We start from the raw sequence: 23,231 nt of genomic DNA on the forward strand, positions 1-23,231 counted from the left end.
CTACAGTAGTTTATTCAAAGGCAGAAAGCCGACTATACATCTCTATCATGGCAGCTTGTGTCAGCAGCCATTTTTTATTGTCTTTTTTATTGCCGCTGAGGTCTGTATGGAACAGTCCTTTTTCATCACGTGCGTTCTCCCAAGCATAATCGAGACTTTTGTTAAAGGCATCGAGATATGTTTTATTCTTGTCAAGATGATAAAGTTCGATGAATCCTCTGAGCATTACGGCAGTAAACCAGATATCTCCTTTCTTTATCATTTTGAATGGTTCTCCGGATACGGGTGTAAAATCAGAAAAGAAGTAGTTGTAACATTCTTTGGCAATGCTTTGAGCTTCTTTCAGATAAACCGGATTGTTCGTCAGTTGGTAAAGGAGGGCAGCTGACTGCATCATTTGTCCGCTATTGTAAGCGAATTTGGCTTTTCCGATTTTTCCATCCAAACGAATATTGTCGAAATATAGATAATCTGTACTATCTTGCAAATGTTCTTTAGTCCATTCGTACAACGCTTTACCTTTTTTGAAATAACTGCTGTCGTTTGTTGCTTTGAATAGTTTTAGTGCAAAAACAGAACCAGGAGCATTTGAACAGGTGTTCTTCGATTCCTTTTTCTGCTCGCACCAATAGATTCCGCCTCCGAGCACACTATCTGTTCCGCTTTCTATAAAATCCCATATAAGTGTGGCCTTGTCCAAATATTTTTTGTTTTGGGTGAGTTGGTAAGTGTCTGTAAAATCAATGCCTAACCATACATTGTCGTCATAAAAACGGTCTGACACAGGAGCGGTACGCACATACGACGAATAAGCATTGGGAGTGCGTGCAGTGTCAAAATACTCATCAAGTCCCGGTAATACCCGTTCGTCCAGTAGTTTTTGAAATTCTTTGTTTTGAGTGGCTTCGAACAGTGCATTTACTGCGGAGAATGTTCCGGAGTAAGGCCAGAGATACGAATAGGCGTTTGGCACGTTAGCTTGTTCTTCTGATGCCAGATAAGTGACTTTGTTCTTCTCGTCAAAAGGAAAATTTTCGCGAAGCAGACAAGTGTTGGGTACTGAATAGTGAACATAGAGGGAGTCCAGCGTTTGCTGGGCTCTCTCTAAATTGATGTTTGGATTACTATTCCCCTTTGGTGCGCATCCGGTGAGGAAAGCAGCACACAGTACGGTTTCAATAATTCGCATGTTTCTTGTTATTTTTTATATTTTTCGTAATAAGCTTTTGCTTCTATCAGGGTGCAGCCGCTTGTCTGTATGGTCAGTTGAGTGCTGCCTTCGGCTCCTTTTGCCCAACTACTTCCGTAGAGAAGGTCGGACTTGTTGACGCCTTTTCTCCATAATATATCCGCATTGTTATTGAAGAAGGTGATAAACTTCTTCTGATAAATGGGTTCCAAATTATCATCTAAAATGAGTTTCACAAAATAACGGATGAATATTCCTTTGAACAGTCCGCCATCACCGTTTCCTTCGTCTCGGAGAAGATTGTTTCCTGCGTCAATCATGCTGCCGTCACTGATTCCGAAATAAGCGGCTTTGCGGGCGTCTTTCAGATATGATGCTTCTCCTGTAATCTTAAACAGTTCGTGGGCTGTTCCGAGAAATGTCCCTTGGTTATAACTTAATGTCAGGGTATTTAAGTTATCCGTTCTTCCGTCTATATTGTCGTAGACAGCTCCTGTAGCAGGATTGAACAGATGTTCTCTTTCCCATTGGTAAATCTTGATAGCCCATTCTTTGTATTCCTCCACTTTTTCTATTTGATATAAGCGACAGGCGATGAGGCTGGCAGGACCGTTGGAACAGGCATTTTTGCTCCATACATCGCCGTGGTTCCATGCGATACCACCGTTGCAGTATTCTTCATTCCAACCTTCCTTAATCCAATCCCAAAGTTGCTTGGCTGTATCCAGATATTTAGCTTCATCGGTGACTTCATACAAACGTATCATGGTCAGGGCAATCCATTCCATGTCATCGTAGAAGTTATTCCAATAACTTCCGCCGTTCTTGGAATTGATGCCAGCATACCACTTGTCAAAGCAGTCTTTATATTTAGCATCATGAGTACGAATATAGGCATCAATCAATACGTCCATAGCATGCGCTTGCGGCCAGTAATGAAAAGCTTCGTCATAACCGTCGCTTTCATAGTTGAAGTAATTGCCCGTTTCATTCCAGAAACGGTTAATTATGGTGACCGAGCTACTGTCTGCTGCTGCTTCCCAGTTGATTGTATAAAGTCCCTTGTCGTACATATACTCGTCTTCGATGTTGCCACAACTTTGGAACATCAGCGCGAGGAACGGGACACATAATAATAGTTTTTTCATACATCTTCTTAATTAACTGGTTCTATAGAATGGGTGTAATTTTCACCGGTAAAAATAACACGAACTTTTGTATTATTTCCTATGATTCCATCATTAAATTTCCATTTACGCTCCCATTGACCTGCTTCTGCATTATCATTTGTTTCCATGATATAGAAATAGGATGGATCTGGGTTTGCTCCTGGTACTACGTCTGTGTCGTTTTTGGTGCCCCAAATCAATTCGCTATCGTCCGCATATACCATTAGGAGTTTGTAACGATTATCATTATTACTATTATTACTAGGACTTATTGTACCTGTTCCCTCAAATACTCCATTTCCTATATAGGGTAAGTCAAGAAGGACATTTCGATCCCAGCAGTGCCATAGTCCCATTGATTTAATTTCTTTTGTAATGACTGATTTGTTGGAGAAATCTACCTTAATACGATAAATCCCGTCTTTTTCGACAGTGGTAATTCCGTCTCCACTTTTAATCTCTCCATCTTCTATATAGAAGAACTTTGCATCTGCTTCTTGAGAAGAAGCCATCTTATAAGTCTTTCCTCCTTGCAGCCGGGTGAATATTTCAAATATGCCTTCTCCCAGTTTATTGTATTGCATGGCTTTACTGATATCATTTCCCCCTTCACTGGCTTCACCTGTCAAGAATAAGTTTTTAGGAGTTGTTTCCGGTTCTTCAGGAGATACACCGTCTCCGAGAGATACAAAATGTGTATAGTTTGCTCCGTTGAATTTAACGGTGACTTTGGTCATGCTACCATCAAACTGATTGTCAAATTTCCATTTGTGATTCCATTGTGGTTCACTACCTTCATTGATTCCATATTCTTTGATAAAGTAATATGAATCTTCTTGACCAGCTCCGTTCGGAGATGAATCTACGTCATTCAATGTTCCCCAATACATATCTTTATCGCTGTAAGACATCAACAGTTTGTAACGTTGGTCTTTTCCCCAGCTCTCCTGTTTAAACGTTACTTTGCCTTCTCCTTCAAATATTCCGTTACCTTTGTAAGACAGTTCGAAAATAACCTTGTTGCTCGGGCAGAAAAATACTCCTACTGATTTTACTTCCTGAATAGAGACTGAAGCAATAGAGAAGTCCATAGTGATGCGATAGATTCCGTCTTTTTCTACTGTCGTTTCGCCTTCGCCTTCTACAATTCTATTTCCATCAATGTAGAAATAGTTTGCGTTGTCATTGGTTTTATCTACCAGCTTATAGCTTTTTCCTCCTTTCAAACGGGTAAAGATTTCAAATGTTTCCTGTTCGGGTGAGGAACAAGGTACTGCTTGACTGATATCACTTCCCCCTTCGGTTGCTTCACCGGTGAGAAATAATTGAGATGGAACCTCTGCAAATCCGAGCATACGGGTGATCGTCAGTTTATGTGAGACATTGCTCATTGCCGTGCTCAGACCGCGTGATGCGATGACCGTCCAGATAATTGTACCTGTCTCTCCACTGTTCAATCCTGCTGCTGCACCTATTTTATTCAGTGTTTTATGACTGATAGTCGCGTAATTGCGCGCCCCGTTGTTGTCAGACAATACTTTGTAAAGAGGATTAGAGAAGTTTCCCCCTTCTTTGTCGAAAACGATTTCGTAGAGCGGTGAGCCACTGTCTTCAGCTTTCGCTGCTTCCCATTCGAAGAACAGGGAAGCGGTAGCAGATGCTACTAGTTCTACACTTTTTCCGCTGATTGGTTCATAAAGTTGATTCACCGGGCTTACTGCCGTATCTCTGTATTCCATATCTTCCGTACATGAGAAGATGATTGCCAATGTAGTGAATAAGGCGACTACTTTTGTTATTTTTGTTTTCATATTAATTTCCTTTTAATAGGGTGATTAGTTAGAATATCCGGGATTGTTAGGGGCTAGATTCGGATTTAGGTTGATTTGGCTTTGAGGAACTGCCCATAAATAATCTCTGTTTTCATCGAACTGACGTTTATCCAGTCGGATAGGATTACCGTTGTTGAAGTTTGCGCCATAGACATATCCTTCAAGGTATTCTTTTCCGGCTTTCCAGCGTTTGATATCATACCATCTCAATCCTTCGAGGGCTAGTTCGCAACGGCGTTCGTTACGGATGATTTGTCTCATTTCCGCTTCTGTCTTTTCGGTAGGATAAGCTTTTGCTTCTTCTGTGAATCCAGCTCTGTTTCGGAGTGGGAGTATGGTCTGATTCCAGATAGTAGCATCCATGTTTCCTTTCTCAAATTGAGCCTCTGCATACATTAACAAAATGTCGGCATAACGTATGATGCTAAGATTTACCCCAGAATTCATATCACCTTTTGCTTGTGGGCTATAGTATTTGCGGGTGTAATATCCGGTAGCAGTTTTGTTACTTCCGGCTTCATACTTATCCACTGTGTTGGATTGCGGATTGATTTGAATGATAGTGCCTGTACTACCGTCCGAAACATTCTTACTCCAGTCATAACCGTCATAAACAACAGTGGCGGTCAGCCGCAAATCGCGGTTGGCATACGGAGTACTTGGATTGTATAACGGGCTATTTTCATTAAATGCTTTGCCATCTACCATTAAATAACTGTCTACTAACGATTGTTGCGGAGCGCGGTTACAAAGACGTGCACCAACTGATAGCGGAGCCATATCTGACATCTCACCCCATGTCAGTAGGAAAGGAACGTATGCACGGTCTAGAATAATCTCCTGATTATATTCGTTTGTCTCTTCAAAAACACTACGATAAGTGGGGAGAAGGCTGTATGTGCCATATTCATTCTGTTTCTTTATCAGATTATCGCAATATTTGATAACGTTATCCCAGTCACTGTCCATTAGGTAGACTCTCGCCTGTAGAGCACTGACCGCTCCTTTGGTAATTTTGCCTTGTTCAGCATCTTGCAGTTGGTCACGGGTGGGAAGTGCGTTTGCTATATCTTCTAATTCCTGATGGATGAAGCTGATGATGGTAGCACGTGGAGTACGGGCAATGGAGTTGGATTCATCAATTGTAATATCTTTGTCAAAGAATGGCACATCTCCATACAGATTAGTTAGCCGGAAATAGATAAAGGCACGGATAAAACGAATTTCGGCAATCATGCGTGCTTTGACAGCTACATTCATTCCCGGAACCAGATCTACTTTCTCCAGAAATACATGGCAGGTTTTGATACCACCGTATAGATCCTTCCATTCATTTTTAAAGAGTTCTAAAGAAGGAGTGCCCATACCTTTGCGAATGGCACGCGGGTCGGTTACATTTCTTCCGTCGAATACATTGTCACTCAGACTTTCGTCCTGCCACATTCTTCCGGCATTGTACATTTGGCTGTAGGCCATGTTAACTACGTATTGTGCTTTCTCTGTGGAGTTCCAGAAGCTGTTGTCCGTGAATTTGTTGGACGGGGTATTTTCCATATCGTTGCAACCGGTCATCAGCACGGAAGCAAACCCAGTCACTAAATAGAGAAGTTTATATCTTTTCATACTGTTGTTTGATTAAAATTCAATGTCTACACCAAATCCGAAATAACGCAGAGTAGGATACGAACGCCCACTATTGGCACCGCTTGTGCTCATTTTGGAATCAAATTCGGATGATTCCGGGTCTATAAACGAGTTGTTGCTGAATGTCAGTAAGTTCTGACCGTTTATATACAAGCGGGCTTTTTGCATTCCCAAATGTTTAGTCCATTCTTTGGGCAGGGTATAACCAATCGTGAGGTTTTTCAACCGCAAGTATTTACCGTCTAGCAAGAAGAGGTCGGAGCCGTTTCCATTGCCGTAGTTGTTTCTGTTGGAGTCAGAACCTGGCGCTGCTAATCTTGGCCAGCGGGCCTCGGTATTGGTTGGTGTCCAGAAATCCAGTTGATGTTTATAAATGGTATAAGAGTAGTTGGCGTGATATGGTTCTATCAATTCACCACGCAACATCATGTCACGTTTGCCTACTCCTTGCCAGAACATACTGAAATCGATCCCTTTCCAGTTCAGACCGTAGGTGAATCCGAAAGTATAACGTGGGAAGGCATTACCAAGAATAAACTTATCTTTTGAGTCGATGATACCGTCGTCATTTCGGTCTACAAATTTAATATCTCCGGGTTGTACCTTAGCTCCTACTGGTATGGCAGACGCTTCAATTTCATCGTAACTTTGGAAAAATCCTGCCATCTTATAGCCATAATAAGAGTTCAAGGGAACACCGACCCGGATGATACGGCTTAACTCTTCCACTTGGGTAATTTGTTCGTCTCCGGGGAATTCTAATACCTTGTTCCAAGAATCTCCCAAATTAAAGTTGAAATTGTGAGTAAACGCCCCAGTTTTCAATCGATAGTTGACAGATAGATCCCATCCCTGGTTTTGCATCTTGCCGATATTTGCCATAGGCATTTCTGTACCGAATACGGAAGAAATCAGCGGTTTCATTAAGATGTCATTCGTTCTTTTATGGAAGTAATCGAAAGTGACAGTCAGACTGTTTTGTAGGAAAGAGGCATCGACACCGATATTGAATGTTTGGGTTTTTTCCCAAGTCAGATTTTCTAGTCCCAGTTTGAATCCGGCTCCCGATACAGTTTTGTTATTGTAGGCATAGCTGTTGTCATACACGTCATATACGGTAAAACGGTCGTAAGTACCGATTGCTTGACTGCCCAAGATACCGTAAGAGGCTCGTAACTTCAAGTCGCCTATCTTTTCTTTATAAAACTCCATGAAGGATTCTTCTGTAGGGCGCCACCCCAAGGAAACTGAGGGGAAAAAGCCCCAACGATAGTCCTTGTGGAACTTAGAAGCTCCGTCGTAGCGAAAACTGAATTCTGCATAATATCTGTCGGCATACGAATAACCTGCACGTCCAAAGAAGGAGGTTATGCTGGTACGGTTACTGTCGTCAACGGAAGTTTTTCCTGTGATGTTTCCCGGCTCACTGGTTGTTTCGTCAGTAGCAATACCTAAATCGGGGTCTACATACTTCTTTTCTATTTCGTTACTGCTTTGTGTGTATGACTCGTTGGTCAATCCTACTAGACCGTTGACCGTATGCTTGCCGAATGTTTTGTTGTAATCCAATAGCAGTTGAGTATTGATAAGATAGGCGTTACTGTTCCAGTTACTGGTTTTGTTGTTCTCTTTTTTGATTGGACGCGGTTCTGTGGCTTCTTCGCTACTATAATAAGCCACTGCATGATTCCTGGTAAAACGTGTGTCGTTCATGATGTCAGCACCGAACACTCCTTTCAATTTTAATCCGTCAATAATCTTCATTTCGGCGGAAACGTTTGTGTTGATGTAGTTATTACGGTATTTATTTCTTCCACCCGCTTCCAACTGTCCCAGCGGGTTGAACTCGGACAATATATCATTCAGCAGGTATCGTCCGTCTGCTGATTTCATTTTATAGTAATAGTAGGTCGGGGTACGGGCGGCATCTACTTCCAGGCTTCCTCCGGTAGTGCTTACACTGTTGTTGCGGGCATAAGCAAGGATTCCGGTCAGTTTGAAGCGTCCGAGCTCAGTACTCAGACTTGTGCGGAAGTTGTAGCGTTGAACACCGAAAGAGTCGTTTCCTACATAGTTGCTTTCCTGATCGTAATAACCCATTGAAATCATGTAGGTAGAGTGTTCGCTACCTCCGGATACGCTTAGGTTATAATTCTGTTGCATGGCTGTTCGCATAATCTGGTCAAAGAACCAGCTCTCTTCATTCTGATGAGCGGCTAAATCGCGGATTTGGTCAGGAGTATACTTGGGAGCATTGCCTGCATTGGTTTCTGCAAGATTTCTCAGTGTTGCGTTTTGATAGCCTGCTACCGGAGAGAACAGGATGTCCGGGTTTTCCCAACCTATCATGCCGCTCAAGCGGACTACCGGACGCTGGTTCTTTTTCCCTTTTTTGGTGGTCACCACTACTACACCGTTGGAAGAACGTGAACCGTAGATAGCGGCCGTTCCTGCATCTTTCAAGATAGAGATGTTTTCGATGTCCATCGGATTCAGCTTATTGAAGCTTTCACCGTCAGCTACCAGTCCGTCTATCACAAATAGAGGGCTATTGTCATTCAGCGTACTGATACCACGGATATTGAAATTCGTTTTGTTATCATTCGGGTTGTGGTTACGTTGCTGTATGATAACGTTCGGTGCTGCTCCTTGCAATGCCTGAGTCATGTTTGCCACCGGACGGTTTTCAATCATGTCGGCTTTTACTTGGTCTACCGCACCTACCGCACTTTTACGGGTTGTTGTGCCATATCCTACTACAATAACTTCATCGAGGACTTTCGTGTCTTCTTTCATGCTAATGGAAAGAGAACTCTTTCCGTTAACCGGAAACTCTAGAGTAGCATAGCCGATGTACGAAAAAACTAGTGCATCATTGGCGTCACATTGAATGGAGAAGTTGCCGTTGATGTCTGTAATTGTTCCGATTCCCGACTTGCCTTTTACACTTACGCTTACTCCGATGAGAGGTTCACCGGATACATCTTTTACCGTTCCTTTTACGAGGGTATTCTTCGTTTGCGAAGTGTTCAATATGCTCGCTTGTCCGGCATTAATGTCGGGCGCCAGAATAAATAAGGAGGCTATAGCGAGACTGAAAAACAAAAGTTTATACTTTCTACAAGTCATACCTTGTTTTGATTTAAGGAATTAAATTAAATGATTAAAATTCTCTGATGCTAGTTTTGATTTTGAATGGAGAGTACTTTTAGGTCATACGTATTAGTGTTTAATGGATATAAAATAGTGTCTTGACCGTTATGAAAATCAGACGTTGCAAATATGGGGGTGGTGCTGAGGAATGTATGTACGAATTTATGCCATTTATGTCTTTTCTTGATAAAATGGCAGGAATTGAGGAGGAAATGGCGGAAAATCGTGCAATTTATTATCTGTTTATTATTGGTGTAAGAAGTTTCTTTATTACTTTTGTATTAATGAACTGCATCTTTTGCTATTGAATGAAATACTTTGTTGCTTATGGGAAAAACATATCTTTCTCGATTTTTCTTTTTTCTCGTTATCGGTTGGTGGAGTCTGTTGGATGTTGAGGCTACAGCATATAGTTTGCGTCAGTTTTCCAGCAAAAACGGATTGTCTAATAGCGCCATTCTTTCTATTTGTCAGGATTGTGATGGATTGATCTGGATTGGTTCGTGTGACGGATTAAATGTGTTTGATGGGACTGAACTCCGTTTGTATAAGCCTGTTGATGTCCGGAACAATTTGTCTGGTAACTTGATTGATAATATAATGGAAGCGGAAGACCATGTTTTATGGATACAGACGAATTATGGACTCGACCGTTTCGATACTCATTTGCAAACTGTTCAGCGATTTAAAGACTTTCAGGATATTAGCTGTATGGCAAAAACGCGGGAGAATGATGTCTTGGTCATTAAGGATGACGGTTATATTTATTATTTTGATCGGAAAGGACTTAAATTCCACCGTTTGAATGCAAAGCGGTTAGCTTTTGAGGATATACAGTATATATGTGTGGATAGTGCGAATGTTCTATGGATTTTTTCTTCCGGTGGTGATGTCCGTAGTTATGTTATTGAAAAGAAGGAAGATAGTATTCCGGAACTTATTCTTCAGTCGTTGTTTGAGCAGGAGGGAGAGTTGTTTTGGACATCAGGAGAAGGAGATTTGGTTTATTTTATTGACGATGCTTATGATCTTTATGAGTATGATTTGCGTAGCCGGAATAAATATTTCATAGCTGATTTGAAAGAGGAGATAGCTCAGCGAGGGCAGGTCTCTTCTATTGTCAAGCAAAGAGATGATTATTATGTCGGTTTCAAAAGCAGTGGATTGATTTGCTTGAAATATCAGTCCGACAGTAAGGTTAAATATGTCATGCAATCAATCGGCATTGAATCCGGCATTTTCTGTCTGTTTAAAGATCGATTTCAGGATATTATTTGGGTGGGAACTGATGGACAGGGGGTATATATGTATTTCATCGACCATTTTTCTATTCGGAATACTTTATTGGATACTTCTGACTATCAAATTAACACTCCGGTGCGGGCTTTGTTTTTGGATGATGAGCAAACGTTATGGGTGGGGACTAAAGGAGATGGAATTTTGCGTATGCTCCGTTATGCTCCAGATACGGGAGGAAAGTTTGATGTGGAACGGTTGCATACAGGGAATAGTTCGTTGACGGATAATTCCGTTTACTGTTTTGCTCCTAGTTGTTGGAATCGACTGTGGATAGGAACGGAGCATGGGATGAACTATTATTCTTATCGGGAGAGAAAAGTAAAAGAGTTTCCTGTTATGGTTGACGGTAAGACGTTGAGATATGTGCACTCTATATGTGAATTGAATGACAGTACGATTTGGGTGGCTACTGTAGGTGAGGGAATTGTGAAAATTGTGCTGAACGTTTCTGATGGAGAACCTAAAGTTATGTTTACCCGAAGAATTGTGTTAGATGGAGGGAGAAGAGCCTCTAATTACTTTTTTACGTCTCATCAGGAAAATGATTCCATTTTATGGTTTGGTAATCGTGGTTATGGTGCTTACCGGATGAATGTGAAGACGGAGGTGATGATGCCATTTCGTTTTGACCAGGAAGTCAGTAACCAGGCTGTAAATGATATTTTTGCCATTCTTTCAAATAAAAAAGGCTATTGGTTGGGTACTAGTTTTGGGTTGACACATATGCAGTCGCCCGGTAATTATCGGGTATATAATGAGGCAGATGGATTCCCCAATAATACGGTTCACGGCATTTTGGAAGATGGCGAACATAATCTTTGGCTAAGTACCAATCAAGGGGTGGTACGGTTTAATATTGAGGCAAATACTGTCCAGGCTTATAATCGGCAGAATAATCTGGAAGTCACAGAGTTCAGTGATGGTGCTTTCTTTAAGGACGAGCGTACAGGGACTCTCTTCTTCGGTGGAACGAACGGATTTATTACTATCAATGAAAACGATCTTACGGCTATGGAATATATGCCGAAATTGCAGTTTTACCGTCTATCTATCTTTGGAAAAGAATATAATATTTATCATTTTTTGCGGCAAGATAAAGAGGTGGAAGTGTTGGAACTGGATTATAGCCAGAATTTTTTCAATTTATCTTTTGTAGCTGTCGATTATATCAATGGTAATAATTATACTTATTCTTATATGATAGACGGACTAAGCAATAATTGGATAGAGAACGGCTCTTCTACAACGGCTGTTTTCTCCAATCTTCCACCCGGTCAATACACTCTTTGGGTGAAATGCCGGAGTAATATTATGGGTAAAGAAAGCAAGCCGTACTCTTTGGTCATTCGTATTGCTCCTCCTTGGTATATGACACAATTGGCTTATTGGGGATATTTCTTGCTGTTTCTTCTTTTGCTTTGGGGGCTTGTTTATATGGCTATTCGTCGCTATCGTCGGAAACGGGATATTATTATTGAGAAACTGAACCGACAAAAACGAGATGAAATTTATGAATCTAAATTAAGGTTCTTTACAAATATCACACATGAATTTTGTACACCTCTTACTTTAATATCAGGACCTTGTGAGAAGATTCTGTCCTATGCCGGAACAGATGGATATATCCGTAAATATGCTGATTTGGTTCAACAGAATGCACAGAAACTGAACTCGCTGATTCAAGAACTGATAGAATTTCGTCGGTTAGAAACAGGGCATAAGGTATTGGATATACAAGAGGTAGCTGTGGATGAGCATACTCGGGGCATTGCCGAATCTTTCGGTGAATGGGTGGAAAGTAGAAAGGTGGATTATCAACTAAATATTGAGGAGGGAGATCGCTGGAATACAGATGTGAGTTGCTTGAGTAAAATTGTCAATAATTTGATATCGAATGCTTTCAAATATACCTCCGATGGCGGTAAGATAACTGTGGAGCAATGTATTGAAGGAGAAAGGCTTTGTATCCGTGTATCCAATTCAGGTAAGGGAATTAAGAAGGAGAATCTGGATAAGATATTCGATCGCTATAAGATTCTGGATGATTTTGAAACGCAGAATAAGAACGAAGCTTTCCCGAGAAATGGCTTGGGACTGGCTATTTGTCATAGTATGGTGAATCTGCTTGCTGGAGAGATTCGCGTGATGAGCATACCGGAAGAGGTGACGACTTTTGAGGTTGTTTTGCCGATGTTGACTGTTACTGATGCGAAATCAGGAGAATTGAAGGAACTGAAGAAGCAAGTAATGCCAATTAGCGATAAACCAGTAGAGCAGAAGAAGGATATTGTTGCAGATTATGACGCTTCTAGGCAGACTATAATGATTATTGATGATGATCCTTCTATGTTGTGGTTTGTGACAGAAATCTTTGCGGGTAAATATAATGTGCAGCCGTTTAATAGTGCGCAGGAGGCGTTGGAACAGTTGAAACTGAAACAACCGGACTTGATTTTATCGGATGTGATGATGCCGGATATGGATGGACGGGCATTTGCGAAGATTGTGAAGGAAGATAAATTGTTGAGTCATATTCCGCTAGTATTGCTCTCGGCACTTAATTATATTGATGAGCAAGTGAAAGGAATCGAATCGGGTGCGGAGGCATACGTTACAAAACCTTTTAATGTCGAATATCTAGAGAAGATTGTAGAAAGGCAGATTAGGCGTAAAGAGGATATGAAAGAGTATTATAACTCTATTTATAGTGCTTTTAAACTGGAAGACGGGCATCTTTTGCATAAAGAAGACAAGTCGTTCTTTGAGAAAATGATGCGAGTGATAGATGAATATGTGGAGAATCCGGAGCTTTCGGTAGAGTTGTTGAGCGCTTCATTAGGGTGTAGCACTCGTCAGTTTTATCGGAAATTGAAGAATATAACGGATAAAACTCCGGCTGACATTATCAAAGAGTATCGTCTGACGGTAGCGGAACGCCTGTTGCTTACTACAAATCTTACAGTAGAGGAGGTTATGAATAAGGCGGGTTATACGAATAGAGGTACTTTCTATAAAGTGTTTTCTCAAAAGTTCGGAATACCTCCGCGGCAGTATAGAGAGATGAAAAAAAAAGATTTGAAAGAGAAGGACTTTCATTAGTATAATTGAGTGGGGGTGTGTCAAGGGTTTGAATAGTTTATCACGTTGACACACCCCCAATTTCTCGGAAGATTAAAGTTGCTTTTTGGGCTTTCTTCTCGCCCATCCTTCTTCACTGAAGTCAGGCTCCTTATCTTTGAAAAATTCCTGCCAGTTATCTTTCCTTTTCGGTCCGCGGGCATCCGAATATCCCCGCTCTGCACGGCTTGGTTTTTCCTTCTTGCTGGATTTTGAACCTTTGGCAGAAGCATCCTTAGATTTTCTGTCTTTATTTTCATAGCGTGGAGCGCGCTCTTCGTTTTTACCGGATCTTTTACCGCCTTTGCGTTCACCCGAACCGTTTTCGTGTCCTTTTCCGCCTTCTTCACTGGAAACTTCTACAACAACTTTGCGACCATTCCATTTGGCACGGTTTAGAGCTTTTAGAACATTGACAGTTTCTTTTTCAGGTACTTCGAAGAAAGAGAAGTTCTGCATCAGGTCAATGCGTCCCAACTCGATACGTCCGCGTGTATTACTGTTCAATAAGCCGATAAGATCACTGGGGAAGAAACTGTCTGTTTTACCCAGATTGATGAATAGGCGGTTGAAGCCTGGAGCAGCTTTCCGACTTCTCTTTTCGAAACCGTTTTCTTTGCGGTCACCTTTTCTGGCACGTTCACTACGGCTTTCAATTGTTGGTTGTTCTATTTCCGGGCGGTGGCGGTAATATTCTGCGAAACGGTTGAATTCGTGCGAGACCACTCGTTTTATCAGGTCTTCCTTGCTCAACCATTCTAGTTTACGATAGATTTCCGGCATGAAGCCTGCGATTTCTTCTTCATTTACTTTTACTTTTTCAAGGTCGTCAATAACCTTAATCAACTGCTTCTGGCAAATGCCTGCCGCAGTCGGCATCTCTCCGGTAATGAATTTCTTGCCGATAATTCGTTCTATTTCTCTTAACTTTCCCTTCTCGCGGAGATTGATGATAGCGATAGAAGTACCGGTTTTTCCGGCACGTCCCGTACGTCCGCTGCGGTGAGTGTAGCTTTCTGTATCATCAGGCAAGCCGTAGTTGATGACGTGAGTCAAATCGTCCACATCCAGACCACGGGCTGCTACATCCGTAGCAACAAGCAGCTGCAGATTACGAATACGGAACTTTTGCATGACAGTGTCTCGTTGTGCTTGTGAAAGTTCGCCATGCAGTGAGTCGGCATTGTAGCCTTCCTGCATTAATTTGTCAGCAATTTCCTGTGTTTCCTTGCGGGTACGGCAGAAAATAATACCGTATATTTGCGGGTAATAGTCGACAATGCGTTTTAAAGCCTCGTATTTATCTTTCGCTTGTACGGTATAAACTACGTGTTTAACGTTGTTGGTACTTTCGTTCTTACGGCCAATAGTGATTTCTTTCGCGTTACGTAAATAGTTTTTGGAGATACGTGCAATTTCCGGGCTCATAGTAGCGGAGAAAAGCAGTGTGTTACGTTCTTGCGGTACATCAGCCAGAATAGCGTTAATGCTATCTGTAAATCCCATGTTCAGCATCTCGTCTGCTTCGTCCATTACAACGTTGCGGATGGTGGATAGGGAAACGGTCTTGCGTTCCATCAAGTCCAGCAAACGTCCAGGAGTGGCTACGATGATATGTACGCCTCGTTTCAGGCTGCGTATCTGGCTGTCAATGGAAGAACCTCCATATACAGGCAGTACTTTTAGTCCATCAATGTATTTGGAATAGTCGTTCAAATCTCCTGCTATTTGGAGACAAAGCTCACGGGTAGGGCAGAGGATAAGTGATTGTGGGATTCTGTTCTTTACGTCAATTTGTTGGAGCAGAGGCAAACCGAATGCGGCTGTTTTACCTGTTCCTGTCTGTGCAAGAGCTACTACATCATTATTTTCTCCTAAAAGGTACGGAATCACTTCCTCTTGTACCGGCATGGGATTCTCGTATCCCATTTCTTCAATTGCTCTACGTATCTCAGGAGAAACGCCAAGCTCTTCAAATGTCTTCATTAAATCTCTGTATATCTTTTATTTCGGATGCAAAGATAGAGAATAATTATGAATTACGAATTACGATTTGCGATTTATTCCAGCAGGATGCTGCGCAATTGTTCTATTTCTTCTGCGGAAAGTCCGATTCCTTGCTTCAAGTAAGCTTGTACGCTTCCATACTCAGACTCAATCTGTTCCTTTGCGGCATTCAGGAAATCTTCCTTGGCGGAATAGATGGTGGTTATCGCTTCCTGCGAATTTACAGGCAATTCGTAAGCGTATTTTGAAGCCTTGGGGATATTGAAATAATCATTGCTCAGCCGGTAGTCCGACATTATCACGTCTTCATTGACACCTAGTGCCGCAAGCATCAAGGCGGAAACGATTCCTGTGCGCCCTTTGCCGGATGTACAATGAATCACAGCCGGATAAGAGTCGCGGTTGAGCAGGACAGAGAATAATTCTTTGAATTCTTTCCGGTAGTTTGTCACCAGTTCACGATTCATCCGCTCTACCAGGCGATAAATAGTATCGCTTTTTATCTTCTCTTCTTGGATTCCTTGCAGGATTTCATCCATATTTCCTGTAGGGATGGGGATGTGCACCATCTTAAATTCATCATTATGTAGCTGTGGATAGTTGTGGCGTTCTTCTTCAGAGCGCAAGTCTATGATAGTCCGTACGCCTATATTCTTCAGCTCCCGGCGCGAACAGGGCGGAATGCTGTCTATCTGCGCAGAGCGGTAGAGCATTCCCCAACTGACTGATTTCCCTGTATCAACGGATTTGTATCCGCCTAAATCACGGAAATTCTGGATACCGGGAATATTAATGTTGCGGGTAGCTATCTTGACCCTGTGTTTATTATCGAACACCATCAAATAATAATAGCGTCGGGACGGGTCGTCGGTGATAATGGTCATCTTGCCGCTGGATATTTTGCTCATCGCTACGGGAGAGTCTTCGGGAATCAACTTTGGGGAAGTAGATGCATATATTCGTACCTGTCCTTTCAGTACCGGTGCCGTTTCCCATTTAATCACGCAGTTGCCCACGTTGTTTTCTTCGCATACCACCGATATGGTCGGTTGTGTACCGGAGCAGGACGGGAGCACTAACAAAATGGTAAGCCAGCTAAACAGGTTCTTATACATAGTTTCTTTGTTTGAGTGAATCATATACGCAAAGATAGGAATTACCGGAAGATACGGTAATTCCTTTGCGATAATTAGCCAAAGTTAATAGTAATTTACGTGCGAACGGGCACTGTACTTACAGCTAATGGTGGATTATTTATAGTTCTGCGCAAACTCCACCGAAACAGAATTGCTGAAACTGCGGCAAACCTCGGCTGCAAAGTCTTTTCCGCACTGGATTATTTTATCCCATATATCTTCATTCAAGTTATTTAGGTCGCGGTATCGAACATCATATTTGAGTAATCCATAAATGAGTCCTGCATTAAAATTGTCGCCGGCCCCAATGGTGCTGACTGCCTGTAACGGTTCTACCGGATAATCTTTGCTGACCAGATTGGTGCGCAACGCTACTTTTTCTCCACCTGCAGTACAGATGAATCGTGGGCAATAGAATTTGATTTTATCCTTGTATATCTTGTCTACGTCCTGTATGTTGTACATATAGAGGAAATCCTCCAATGAACCGCGTACAATATCCGCATATTCAAGATTCTCAATAATGGTCGGTGCCAGCTTCATCGCTTCGTTCTTGTGTGAAGAGCGGAAGTTGGGGTCATAGTAGATAATAGCTTTCTTTTCGCGTGCCTGATCGAGCAGTTCGAGAATCTTTTCCCGCAATACCGGATTCAGGGCATAGTAGGAGCCTATCATGACAATGTCGTCCTCTTCCAGTTTGGGGAACAGGACATCGAGCCGTTGTTTGGGATAATCCTTGTAGAAGATATACTCGGCATCACTTTGCTCATTGAGAAAAGCCAGAGATACTGGTGATTTCCCGTCGGGGAATACATTCACATGGTCGGTCGGGATATTGTTCTCACGCATGAATTGCAGGATGATGTTCCCTACACGGTCATTGCCGGTTTCGCTGATGAAACCGACGTTTATTCCCATCCTTCCCAAGGATACGATGCCGTTGAATACAGAGCCTCCCGGTACGGCTGCGGAAGGCTGGTCACCTCGGAAGATGATGTCGAGGATAGTTTCTCCGATACCGATTACTTTTCGCATAGTGACCTTGATTTTTCGCCCAGATAACCGCCGTGATGACGTTTAGAGTATTCTTCTATGGTGAATTGAGTCTTTCTCATGGTCTGTACTACCAGGATATCGCCGATGACGGTCATGGCGGTAGTCGAAGTGGTAGGGGTCATGCCTAAGGCACACACCTCAGCCGGTTTGCCGGTGCTCAGACAAACATCTGATTCCTGTGCCAGCGGGCTGTCGGGATTTCCTGTAATGACGATAAACTTCAAGTCCGGATTCAGGTTATGAGCCAACCGGGTTAATTCAACGATTTCGCGTGTCTTGCCTGAGTTGGAGATAAGCAGGAGCAAATCGTTTTCCTGTAAGATACCCAAGTCTCCGTGTTGCGCTTCGCTGGGGTGCAGAAAGACAGATGGAATACCGGTGGAACAAAAAGTTGTAGCAATGTTCATGGCAATCTGTCCGGCTTTTCCCATACCGGAAGTTACCAGTTTTCCCTTTTTCTGATGTATTTGTTCTACAATCAGTTTCACTGCTTTTTCATAAGCGTCTGTTACAGGGATGTTGAGCACAGCTTGTGCTTCCTGTTGCAAAAGTTGTTTGATGGAGTCTATCATATAATCAGTTTATTTTTTCTTTTAATTCTTCCAGAGTGTTTGTTACTTCGTAATAGGTGGAAAAAGGCTGCCGGGCAAACCCTTTGTCTTCTAATGTTTTGAGTGCTTTCAACAGTTCGTCGTAGAAACCGTATTCATTGTAAAAGACCACCTTTTTCTGATGGTATCCGATGGAAGCGGCGGCTATCACATGAAATATTTCATCCAATGTGCCCACGCCACCCGGCAATGCCACCAGTATATCCGATTTCTCGGTTATCACATCTTTCCGGTCACTTAGATTATGGGTGCGAATCACTTCGTCCAGGCAGTTGCTTACACTGCCTTTCTCTTCCAGTTTGGAAGGGACTACCCCGATGACTTTCCCGCCGTTCTCTTTCACGGCACGGGCTACGCATTCCATAAGTCCGAGGTTGGCTCCTCCGTAAATCAACGTTTTACCTGTTTTCCCCATCCATTCGCCGATTCGGCGGGCGCTTTCGAAGTACATTTTGTCAATGTTTTCGGAGGCGGAACAGAATATTCCTATTTTTTCCATATACGTTGTTGCTGTTATAGTCCACAAATATCTGCAATTTTCTATAAACAGCAATAAGTTTTATTGTATTTTTGTGGCATTAATTCAATAAGGAAGTAGAAAACAATGCATTGCAACGAATATACATTGCCAAATGGCTTGCGTATTATCCATGAACCGACCCTCTCAAAAGTAGCTTATTGTGGTTTTGCGATCGATGCCGGAACGCGCGATGAGGCGGAGAATGAGCAGGGAATGGCCCATTTTGTGGAACACCTGATTTTTAAGGGAACGGAGAAGCGGAAAGCCTGGCATATCCTCAACCGGATGGAGAATGTGGGTGGCGACCTGAATGCTTACACTAATAAGGAAGAAACGGTGGTCTATGCCGCTTTCCTGAAAGAACATCTGGAACGGGCGCTTGAACTGTTGGGGGATATTGTATTTCATTCAACTTTTCCGCAGCATGAGATAGAAAAAGAAACGGAGGTCATTATTGATGAAATCCAGTCGTATGAGGATACTCCGTCGGAACTGATCTTCGATGATTTTGAGGATATGATCTTCCGCAATCATCCATTGGGAAGAAACATTCTTGGTAAACCGGAGCTGCTGCGGAGTTTTCGCACAGAGGATGTTCTATCGTTTACCCGCCGGTTTTACCAACCGGGGAATATGGTGTTTTTTGTTCAGGGACAATATGAATTCAAAAGAATCATCCGCCTGGTAGAGAAATACCTCTTGGATATTCCTGATGTAAGAGTAGAGAATCGTCGTACACCTCCGCCTCTTTATGTGCCGGAACATCTGACGGTTTCCAAAGACACACACCAGGCACATGTAATGATGGGTAGCCGTGGCTATAATGCGTATGACGACAAACGAACGGCTCTCTATTTATTGAACAATATCCTCGGAGGTCCCGGGATGAATAGCAAACTCAATGTGTCTCTTCGTGAGCGTAGAGGGCTGGTTTATAATGTCGAATCCAATCTGACCTCTTACACGGATACAGGAGCTTTCTGTATTTATTTCGGGACAGATGTGGATGATATGGACACCTGTTTGAAACTGACCTATAAGGAACTGAAGCGGATGCGTGATGTGAAAATGACTTCCTCCCAGTTGGCAGCAGCGAAAAAGCAGTTGATCGGACAAATCGGAGTGGCATCTGATAACTTTGAGAATAATGCGCTGGGAATGGCGAAAACATACCTTCATTATCATAAATATGAATCATCCGAGTTTGTTTTTAGGCGTATTGAAGAGTTAACAGCAGAGCAATTACTGGAGGTTGCCAATGAAATGTTTGCAGAAGAATACTTGTCTACGTTGATTTATAAATAATGTATGATACTGTCCTGGCATGATAGAACCACTCATAAACCACTAATATTAAATTGACCATGAAAAACTTGACACGGAATGTTTGGATTTGCTTAGGTTTGCTGATGCTGCCTCTTGCCATGTCCGCGCAACAAAAGAAGAACTTTACCTATACATCGGCACAAGACCTTTTACTGGTGGGTAAAGCAACCACCGAAGGTGAATATTTCCATCGGGTAGACACCGCGAAGTACCATTCAATGCCGCCCAGGGTGAAGAAACTATTTACGAACTCTGCCGGTCTGGCTATTTCTTTTACTACGAATAGTCCGGTGATAAAGGCAAAATGGACTGTACCTGATAATCCGCAATTACCTAATCTGACGAGAGTCGCTCAGAAAGGGCTGGACTTATACATCAAACGCGATGGGAAATGGCAATTTGCCGGAGTAGGGATGCCGGGTGGCGTGACTACGGAAAGAGTGATTGTTGATAATATGGGAACCGAAGAGAAAGAATGTTTGTTATATCTGCCTTTATATGATGAGTTGAAGAGTCTGGAGATAGGCGTTTCTTCTGATGCTCACATACGTAAAGGAGAAAATCCGTTCAAAGAAAAGATAGTGGTATACGGGTCGAGCATTTTGCAGGGAGCGTCTGCCAGTCGTCCCGGTATGGCTTATCCGGCACGATTGTCCCGTAGTAGCGGGTATAATTTCATCAATTTAGGATTGAGCGGTAACGGAAAGATGGAGAAAGAAGTTGCTGAAATGTTGGCGAATATTGACGCAGATGCTTTTATTTTGGATTGTATTCCCAATCCTTCTCCCAAAGAGATAACCGACCGGACTGTTGACTTTGTAATGACCTTGCGGGAAAAACATCCGGATACACCTATTATTGTGATACAGACATTGATACGCGAAACGGGAAACTTTAATCAGAAAGCCCGTGAGAATGTAAAGCAACAGAATGAGGCTATCGCCGAGCAAGTAGAAGTATTGCGTAAAAAAGGTGTAAAGAACCTGTATTTCATTAAAGAAGACCGTTTCTTGGGAACAGATCACGAGGGAACCATCGACGGAACTCATCCGAACGATTTGGGATTCGACCGGATGCTAAAGAAGTATAAACCGGCTATCGGCAAGATTCTGAAGATTAAGTTTAGAGACTAATAACGGAAAGAAATAAGAAGAAAAAAAGGTCAATTCATAGGGGTGAATTGACCTTTTGTCCTATCAAAAGACATTTGATTATTTGACAGTAATGCGTCGAATCAGATAGTTAACGGCACCTGCCACATACATTGTCTTGCAGTCTTCCGTAATGATGATTTCATACGGTTGGTTGAAAGTGGCTTTTAATCCTTTTCCATCAGCGAAACCGGCTTTCCCGTCATAATACTCCTGACCTTGGAGAGGGTTGTATATTCAGTGTGGTGGGTATATAGATTCACCATGTGGGCAAAAGTGAGCCGGAGGCATACACTTCCGCCTTCAGGAGTGCCTTCAGCCAGAAACACCGATGAAAAGGGACTTTTTTGAAGAACTGAAGGCGGTTTTTCTATTTTAATAGTCAGTAGGAGAATTGCCTATTACAAGTAGGAGAATTGCTTGTAACAAGTACTACACTCTATGAAATGATGTAAGAGACTTGAATAACTCAAGCACATGGTTCGGCTTGTTTCACTACCAGGTCAAACAAATTCATACACATATAATTTTGTTCCTTACCGCACCGGAATGAATCTTTTTTTTAAGGATGTGATTGCCCTGAATCACATCCCCCAAAATTTTCAGATTGAGCCCGAATAGAAAGAGAGTAAAAGGTATTTTGTAACTTGGATTGTGAGTGAAATCGTTGAATGGGACTATGATTCATGTAGCGAAAATGTATTGGAGAAATATTTTCGCTACATGAATCCGAGGGTTGTTCAAATATGCAGAGCTATTGGGATAGAAAGGGAGAGAGCGATATTTTTGCGGTGAATAGTTCGGAGCCCTTTGAGTATTATTTTATACGAGTGTACTTCAACCACCTACCAAGCAACTCAAGCATCTGCGAATGATATTCGAAATCTATATTCATCCCCCAGCCATGACCGCCTTTGGGGAATATATACATGGTTGCGGGGATATTGTTTTTCTTCAATGATTCATAATAGAGTACGCTATTGGTAGTAGGTACGGATTTGTCATCATCACTCAATAACAGGATGGCAGGCGGGGTATTTGTATTGACATGCTTTTCGTTAGAGAAAAATTGGATATCGGCCGGTAGGGGATTGTCACCCAACAGATTGGAACGGGAACCGCCATGAGTGGCTGTCTCCATAGTTATGACAGGGTAGAAAAGAATGGAGAAATCAGGTCTTGTGCTTACTCCTTCTGTCGTATAGTGGGTGGAAGCAGTGGCTGCCAAATGTCCGCCTGCCGAGAAACCGGCGATGCCTATTTTATTGGTATCTACGCCATACTCGTTGGCATGTTCGCGTACATAACGTATTGCCTGCTGTGCATCATCCAGGGGTACTTCCTTATGTTTGTTCGGCATCCGGTATTTGAGGACGAAAGCCGTTATTCCCTGTCCGTTCAACCATTTAGCAAACTGTTCTCCTTCGTGCAGAATAGCCAGTCCGGCGTATCCTCCGCCTGGACATATCACAACTGCCATTCCTGTATTCTTTGCTTTATTGGTTTGGTAAATAGCCAGTTCGGGTGAGGAAACATTTGTTACCCAATTGCCGTTTCTCTCATACTTTTCGGCTTTTGTTATTTCATTACTTGTCGGTGGGTTTGTCTCCCACAGTTTCACAATCTTCTGAGCATTCATAGTTGTACATGTAAATATCAGCAAAGCGCTTAGTGCTACTAATCGATGTTTTTTTTATCATATGAATTAAATTTTGGATATTAAAGTCTGATAAGAATCTTCAAACTACAAAGTTATATGTTTTTCTTTGTAATCTAAAGATTTTGTGCGCATATAATTAGGTTCTTTTTCTTAAAGGAATTATAATACAGGCTGTCTTTTATCCGCTTTCCCCTTTCGGCTGATCATTGATTTCCTTAATTTATGAGTTATTTAGAGCCTGTTTAAATTTTCCTGAGATGATGTTAGATAGGCTTTACCGACCAGTTTTTATTCGTCACATAGTCTCCGTCATGCTGCTGCTCACAACAACAGAAAGTATACTCGAAAGCAACTCTCAAAA

General features: G+C 42.2%; 14 protein-coding genes. 3 read left to right on the plus strand and 11 right to left on the minus strand.

Features of this window, described 5'->3' with window-relative positions; genetic code table 11:
- Nucleotides 1-10: 10 nt before the first annotated feature.
- The 5 genes from NSB03_RS12590 to NSB03_RS12610 are packed head-to-tail and all read right to left on the minus strand — an operon-like array spanning nucleotide 11 to nucleotide 8,963.
- Nucleotides 11-1,189: a glycoside hydrolase family 76 protein gene (locus tag NSB03_RS12590; RefSeq protein ID WP_024987447.1), complete on the minus strand. Its 1,179-nt coding sequence runs from the start codon at nucleotides 1,187-1,189 to the stop codon at nucleotides 11-13.
- An 8-nt stretch (nucleotides 1,190-1,197) separates the two neighbouring features.
- On the minus strand, nucleotides 1,198-2,337 hold the full coding sequence (locus NSB03_RS12595; RefSeq protein WP_024987448.1) for a glycoside hydrolase family 76 protein: 1,140 nt from the start codon (nucleotides 2,335-2,337) through the stop codon (nucleotides 1,198-1,200).
- Nucleotides 2,338-2,345: 8 nt separating this feature from the next.
- Nucleotides 2,346-4,169: a SusE domain-containing protein gene (locus NSB03_RS12600; protein ID WP_024987449.1), complete on the minus strand. Its 1,824-nt coding sequence runs from the start codon at nucleotides 4,167-4,169 to the stop codon at nucleotides 2,346-2,348.
- Nucleotides 4,170-4,193: 24 nt separating this feature from the next.
- A complete protein-coding gene (locus NSB03_RS12605) occupies nucleotides 4,194-5,813 on the minus strand; it encodes a RagB/SusD family nutrient uptake outer membrane protein (protein ID WP_024987450.1) in 1,620 nt (539 codons plus the stop codon).
- A gap of 12 nt (nucleotides 5,814-5,825) precedes the next feature.
- Nucleotides 5,826-8,963 (minus strand): SusC/RagA family TonB-linked outer membrane protein, encoded by a 3,138-nt coding sequence (locus NSB03_RS12610; RefSeq protein WP_024987451.1) that lies wholly within the window; start codon nucleotides 8,961-8,963, stop codon nucleotides 5,826-5,828.
- Between the two features lie 351 nt (nucleotides 8,964-9,314).
- Here NSB03_RS12610 and NSB03_RS12615 point away from each other — a divergent pair, with 351 nt between their 5' ends.
- Nucleotides 9,315-13,385: a two-component regulator propeller domain-containing protein gene (locus NSB03_RS12615; protein ID WP_024987453.1), complete on the plus strand. Its 4,071-nt coding sequence runs from the start codon at nucleotides 9,315-9,317 to the stop codon at nucleotides 13,383-13,385.
- 72 nt (nucleotides 13,386-13,457) lie between these two features.
- On the opposite strand, the gene NSB03_RS12620 is transcribed toward NSB03_RS12615, so the two are convergent.
- The 5 genes from NSB03_RS12620 to NSB03_RS12640 all read right to left on the minus strand — a co-directional run bounded on the left by NSB03_RS12620 (nucleotide 13,458) and on the right by NSB03_RS12640 (nucleotide 18,712).
- On the minus strand, nucleotides 13,458-15,389 hold the full coding sequence (locus tag NSB03_RS12620) for a DEAD/DEAH box helicase (RefSeq protein WP_135998695.1): 1,932 nt from the start codon (nucleotides 15,387-15,389) through the stop codon (nucleotides 13,458-13,460).
- 74 nt (nucleotides 15,390-15,463) lie between these two features.
- Nucleotides 15,464-16,525, minus strand: a complete 1,062-nt coding sequence (locus NSB03_RS12625) for a tyrosine-protein phosphatase (protein WP_121765697.1) — start codon at nucleotides 16,523-16,525, stop codon at nucleotides 15,464-15,466.
- 135 nt (nucleotides 16,526-16,660) lie between these two features.
- Nucleotides 16,661-17,581: a carbohydrate kinase family protein gene (locus tag NSB03_RS12630; RefSeq protein WP_242357740.1), complete on the minus strand. Its 921-nt coding sequence runs from the start codon at nucleotides 17,579-17,581 to the stop codon at nucleotides 16,661-16,663.
- Nucleotides 17,569-18,174 carry an SIS domain-containing protein gene (locus NSB03_RS12635; protein WP_024987454.1) on the minus strand — a complete coding sequence of 202 codons (606 nt, stop codon included), beginning with the start codon at nucleotides 18,172-18,174 and terminating at the stop codon, nucleotides 17,569-17,571. The genes NSB03_RS12630 and NSB03_RS12635 overlap by 13 nt, the downstream gene beginning before the upstream one ends.
- A gap of 4 nt (nucleotides 18,175-18,178) precedes the next feature.
- Complete coding sequence (locus tag NSB03_RS12640; protein ID WP_024987455.1) at nucleotides 18,179-18,712, minus strand: LOG family protein; 534 nt, start codon at nucleotides 18,710-18,712, stop codon at nucleotides 18,179-18,181.
- A gap of 105 nt (nucleotides 18,713-18,817) precedes the next feature.
- Between NSB03_RS12640 and NSB03_RS12645 the strand changes: the two genes are divergently transcribed.
- Both NSB03_RS12645 and NSB03_RS12650 read left to right on the plus strand, forming a co-directional pair.
- A complete protein-coding gene (locus NSB03_RS12645) occupies nucleotides 18,818-20,038 on the plus strand; it encodes a M16 family metallopeptidase (RefSeq protein ID WP_024987456.1) in 1,221 nt (406 codons plus the stop codon).
- Between the two features lie 59 nt (nucleotides 20,039-20,097).
- Nucleotides 20,098-21,192, plus strand: a complete 1,095-nt coding sequence (locus tag NSB03_RS12650) for an SGNH/GDSL hydrolase family protein (RefSeq protein ID WP_024987457.1) — start codon at nucleotides 20,098-20,100, stop codon at nucleotides 21,190-21,192.
- 835 nt (nucleotides 21,193-22,027) lie between these two features.
- On the opposite strand, the gene NSB03_RS12655 is transcribed toward NSB03_RS12650, so the two are convergent.
- Nucleotides 22,028-22,849, minus strand: coding sequence for an alpha/beta hydrolase (locus NSB03_RS12655; RefSeq protein ID WP_128824348.1), 822 nt, complete (start codon nucleotides 22,847-22,849; stop codon nucleotides 22,028-22,030).
- Nucleotides 22,850-23,231 lie beyond the last annotated feature (382 nt).

It is taken from the genome of Bacteroides acidifaciens, assembly GCF_024623065.1.
Lineage (GTDB): Bacteria > Bacteroidota > Bacteroidia > Bacteroidales > Bacteroidaceae > Bacteroides > Bacteroides acidifaciens.

What these genes read in the sequence shown, in the direction of transcription:
- NSB03_RS12650 (WP_024987457.1), top strand. Translation starts at nt 20,098, where the DNA reads ATGAAAAACTTGACACGGAATGTTTGGATTTGCTTAGGTTTGCTGATG.
- NSB03_RS12645 (WP_024987456.1), top strand. Translation starts at nt 18,818, where the DNA reads ATGCATTGCAACGAATATACATTGCCAAATGGCTTGCGTATTATCCAT.
- NSB03_RS12595 (WP_024987448.1), bottom strand. Translation starts at nt 2,337, where the DNA reads ATGAAAAAACTATTATTATGTGTCCCGTTCCTCGCGCTGATGTTCCAA.
- NSB03_RS12605 (WP_024987450.1), bottom strand. Translation starts at nt 5,813, where the DNA reads ATGAAAAGATATAAACTTCTCTATTTAGTGACTGGGTTTGCTTCCGTG.
- NSB03_RS12640 (WP_024987455.1), bottom strand. Translation starts at nt 18,712, where the DNA reads ATGGAAAAAATAGGAATATTCTGTTCCGCCTCCGAAAACATTGACAAA.
- NSB03_RS12615 (WP_024987453.1), top strand. Translation starts at nt 9,315, where the DNA reads ATGGGAAAAACATATCTTTCTCGATTTTTCTTTTTTCTCGTTATCGGT.
- NSB03_RS12610 (WP_024987451.1), bottom strand. Translation starts at nt 8,963, where the DNA reads ATGACTTGTAGAAAGTATAAACTTTTGTTTTTCAGTCTCGCTATAGCC.
- NSB03_RS12620 (WP_135998695.1), bottom strand. Translation starts at nt 15,389, where the DNA reads ATGAAGACATTTGAAGAGCTTGGCGTTTCTCCTGAGATACGTAGAGCA.
- NSB03_RS12635 (WP_024987454.1), bottom strand. Translation starts at nt 18,174, where the DNA reads ATGATAGACTCCATCAAACAACTTTTGCAACAGGAAGCACAAGCTGTG.
- NSB03_RS12590 (WP_024987447.1), bottom strand. Translation starts at nt 1,189, where the DNA reads ATGCGAATTATTGAAACCGTACTGTGTGCTGCTTTCCTCACCGGATGC.
- NSB03_RS12625 (WP_121765697.1), bottom strand. Translation starts at nt 16,525, where the DNA reads ATGTATAAGAACCTGTTTAGCTGGCTTACCATTTTGTTAGTGCTCCCG.
- NSB03_RS12655 (WP_128824348.1), bottom strand. Translation starts at nt 22,849, where the DNA reads ATGAATGCTCAGAAGATTGTGAAACTGTGGGAGACAAACCCACCGACA.
- NSB03_RS12630 (WP_242357740.1), bottom strand. Translation starts at nt 17,581, where the DNA reads ATGCGAAAAGTAATCGGTATCGGAGAAACTATCCTCGACATCATCTTC.
- NSB03_RS12600 (WP_024987449.1), bottom strand. Translation starts at nt 4,169, where the DNA reads ATGAAAACAAAAATAACAAAAGTAGTCGCCTTATTCACTACATTGGCA.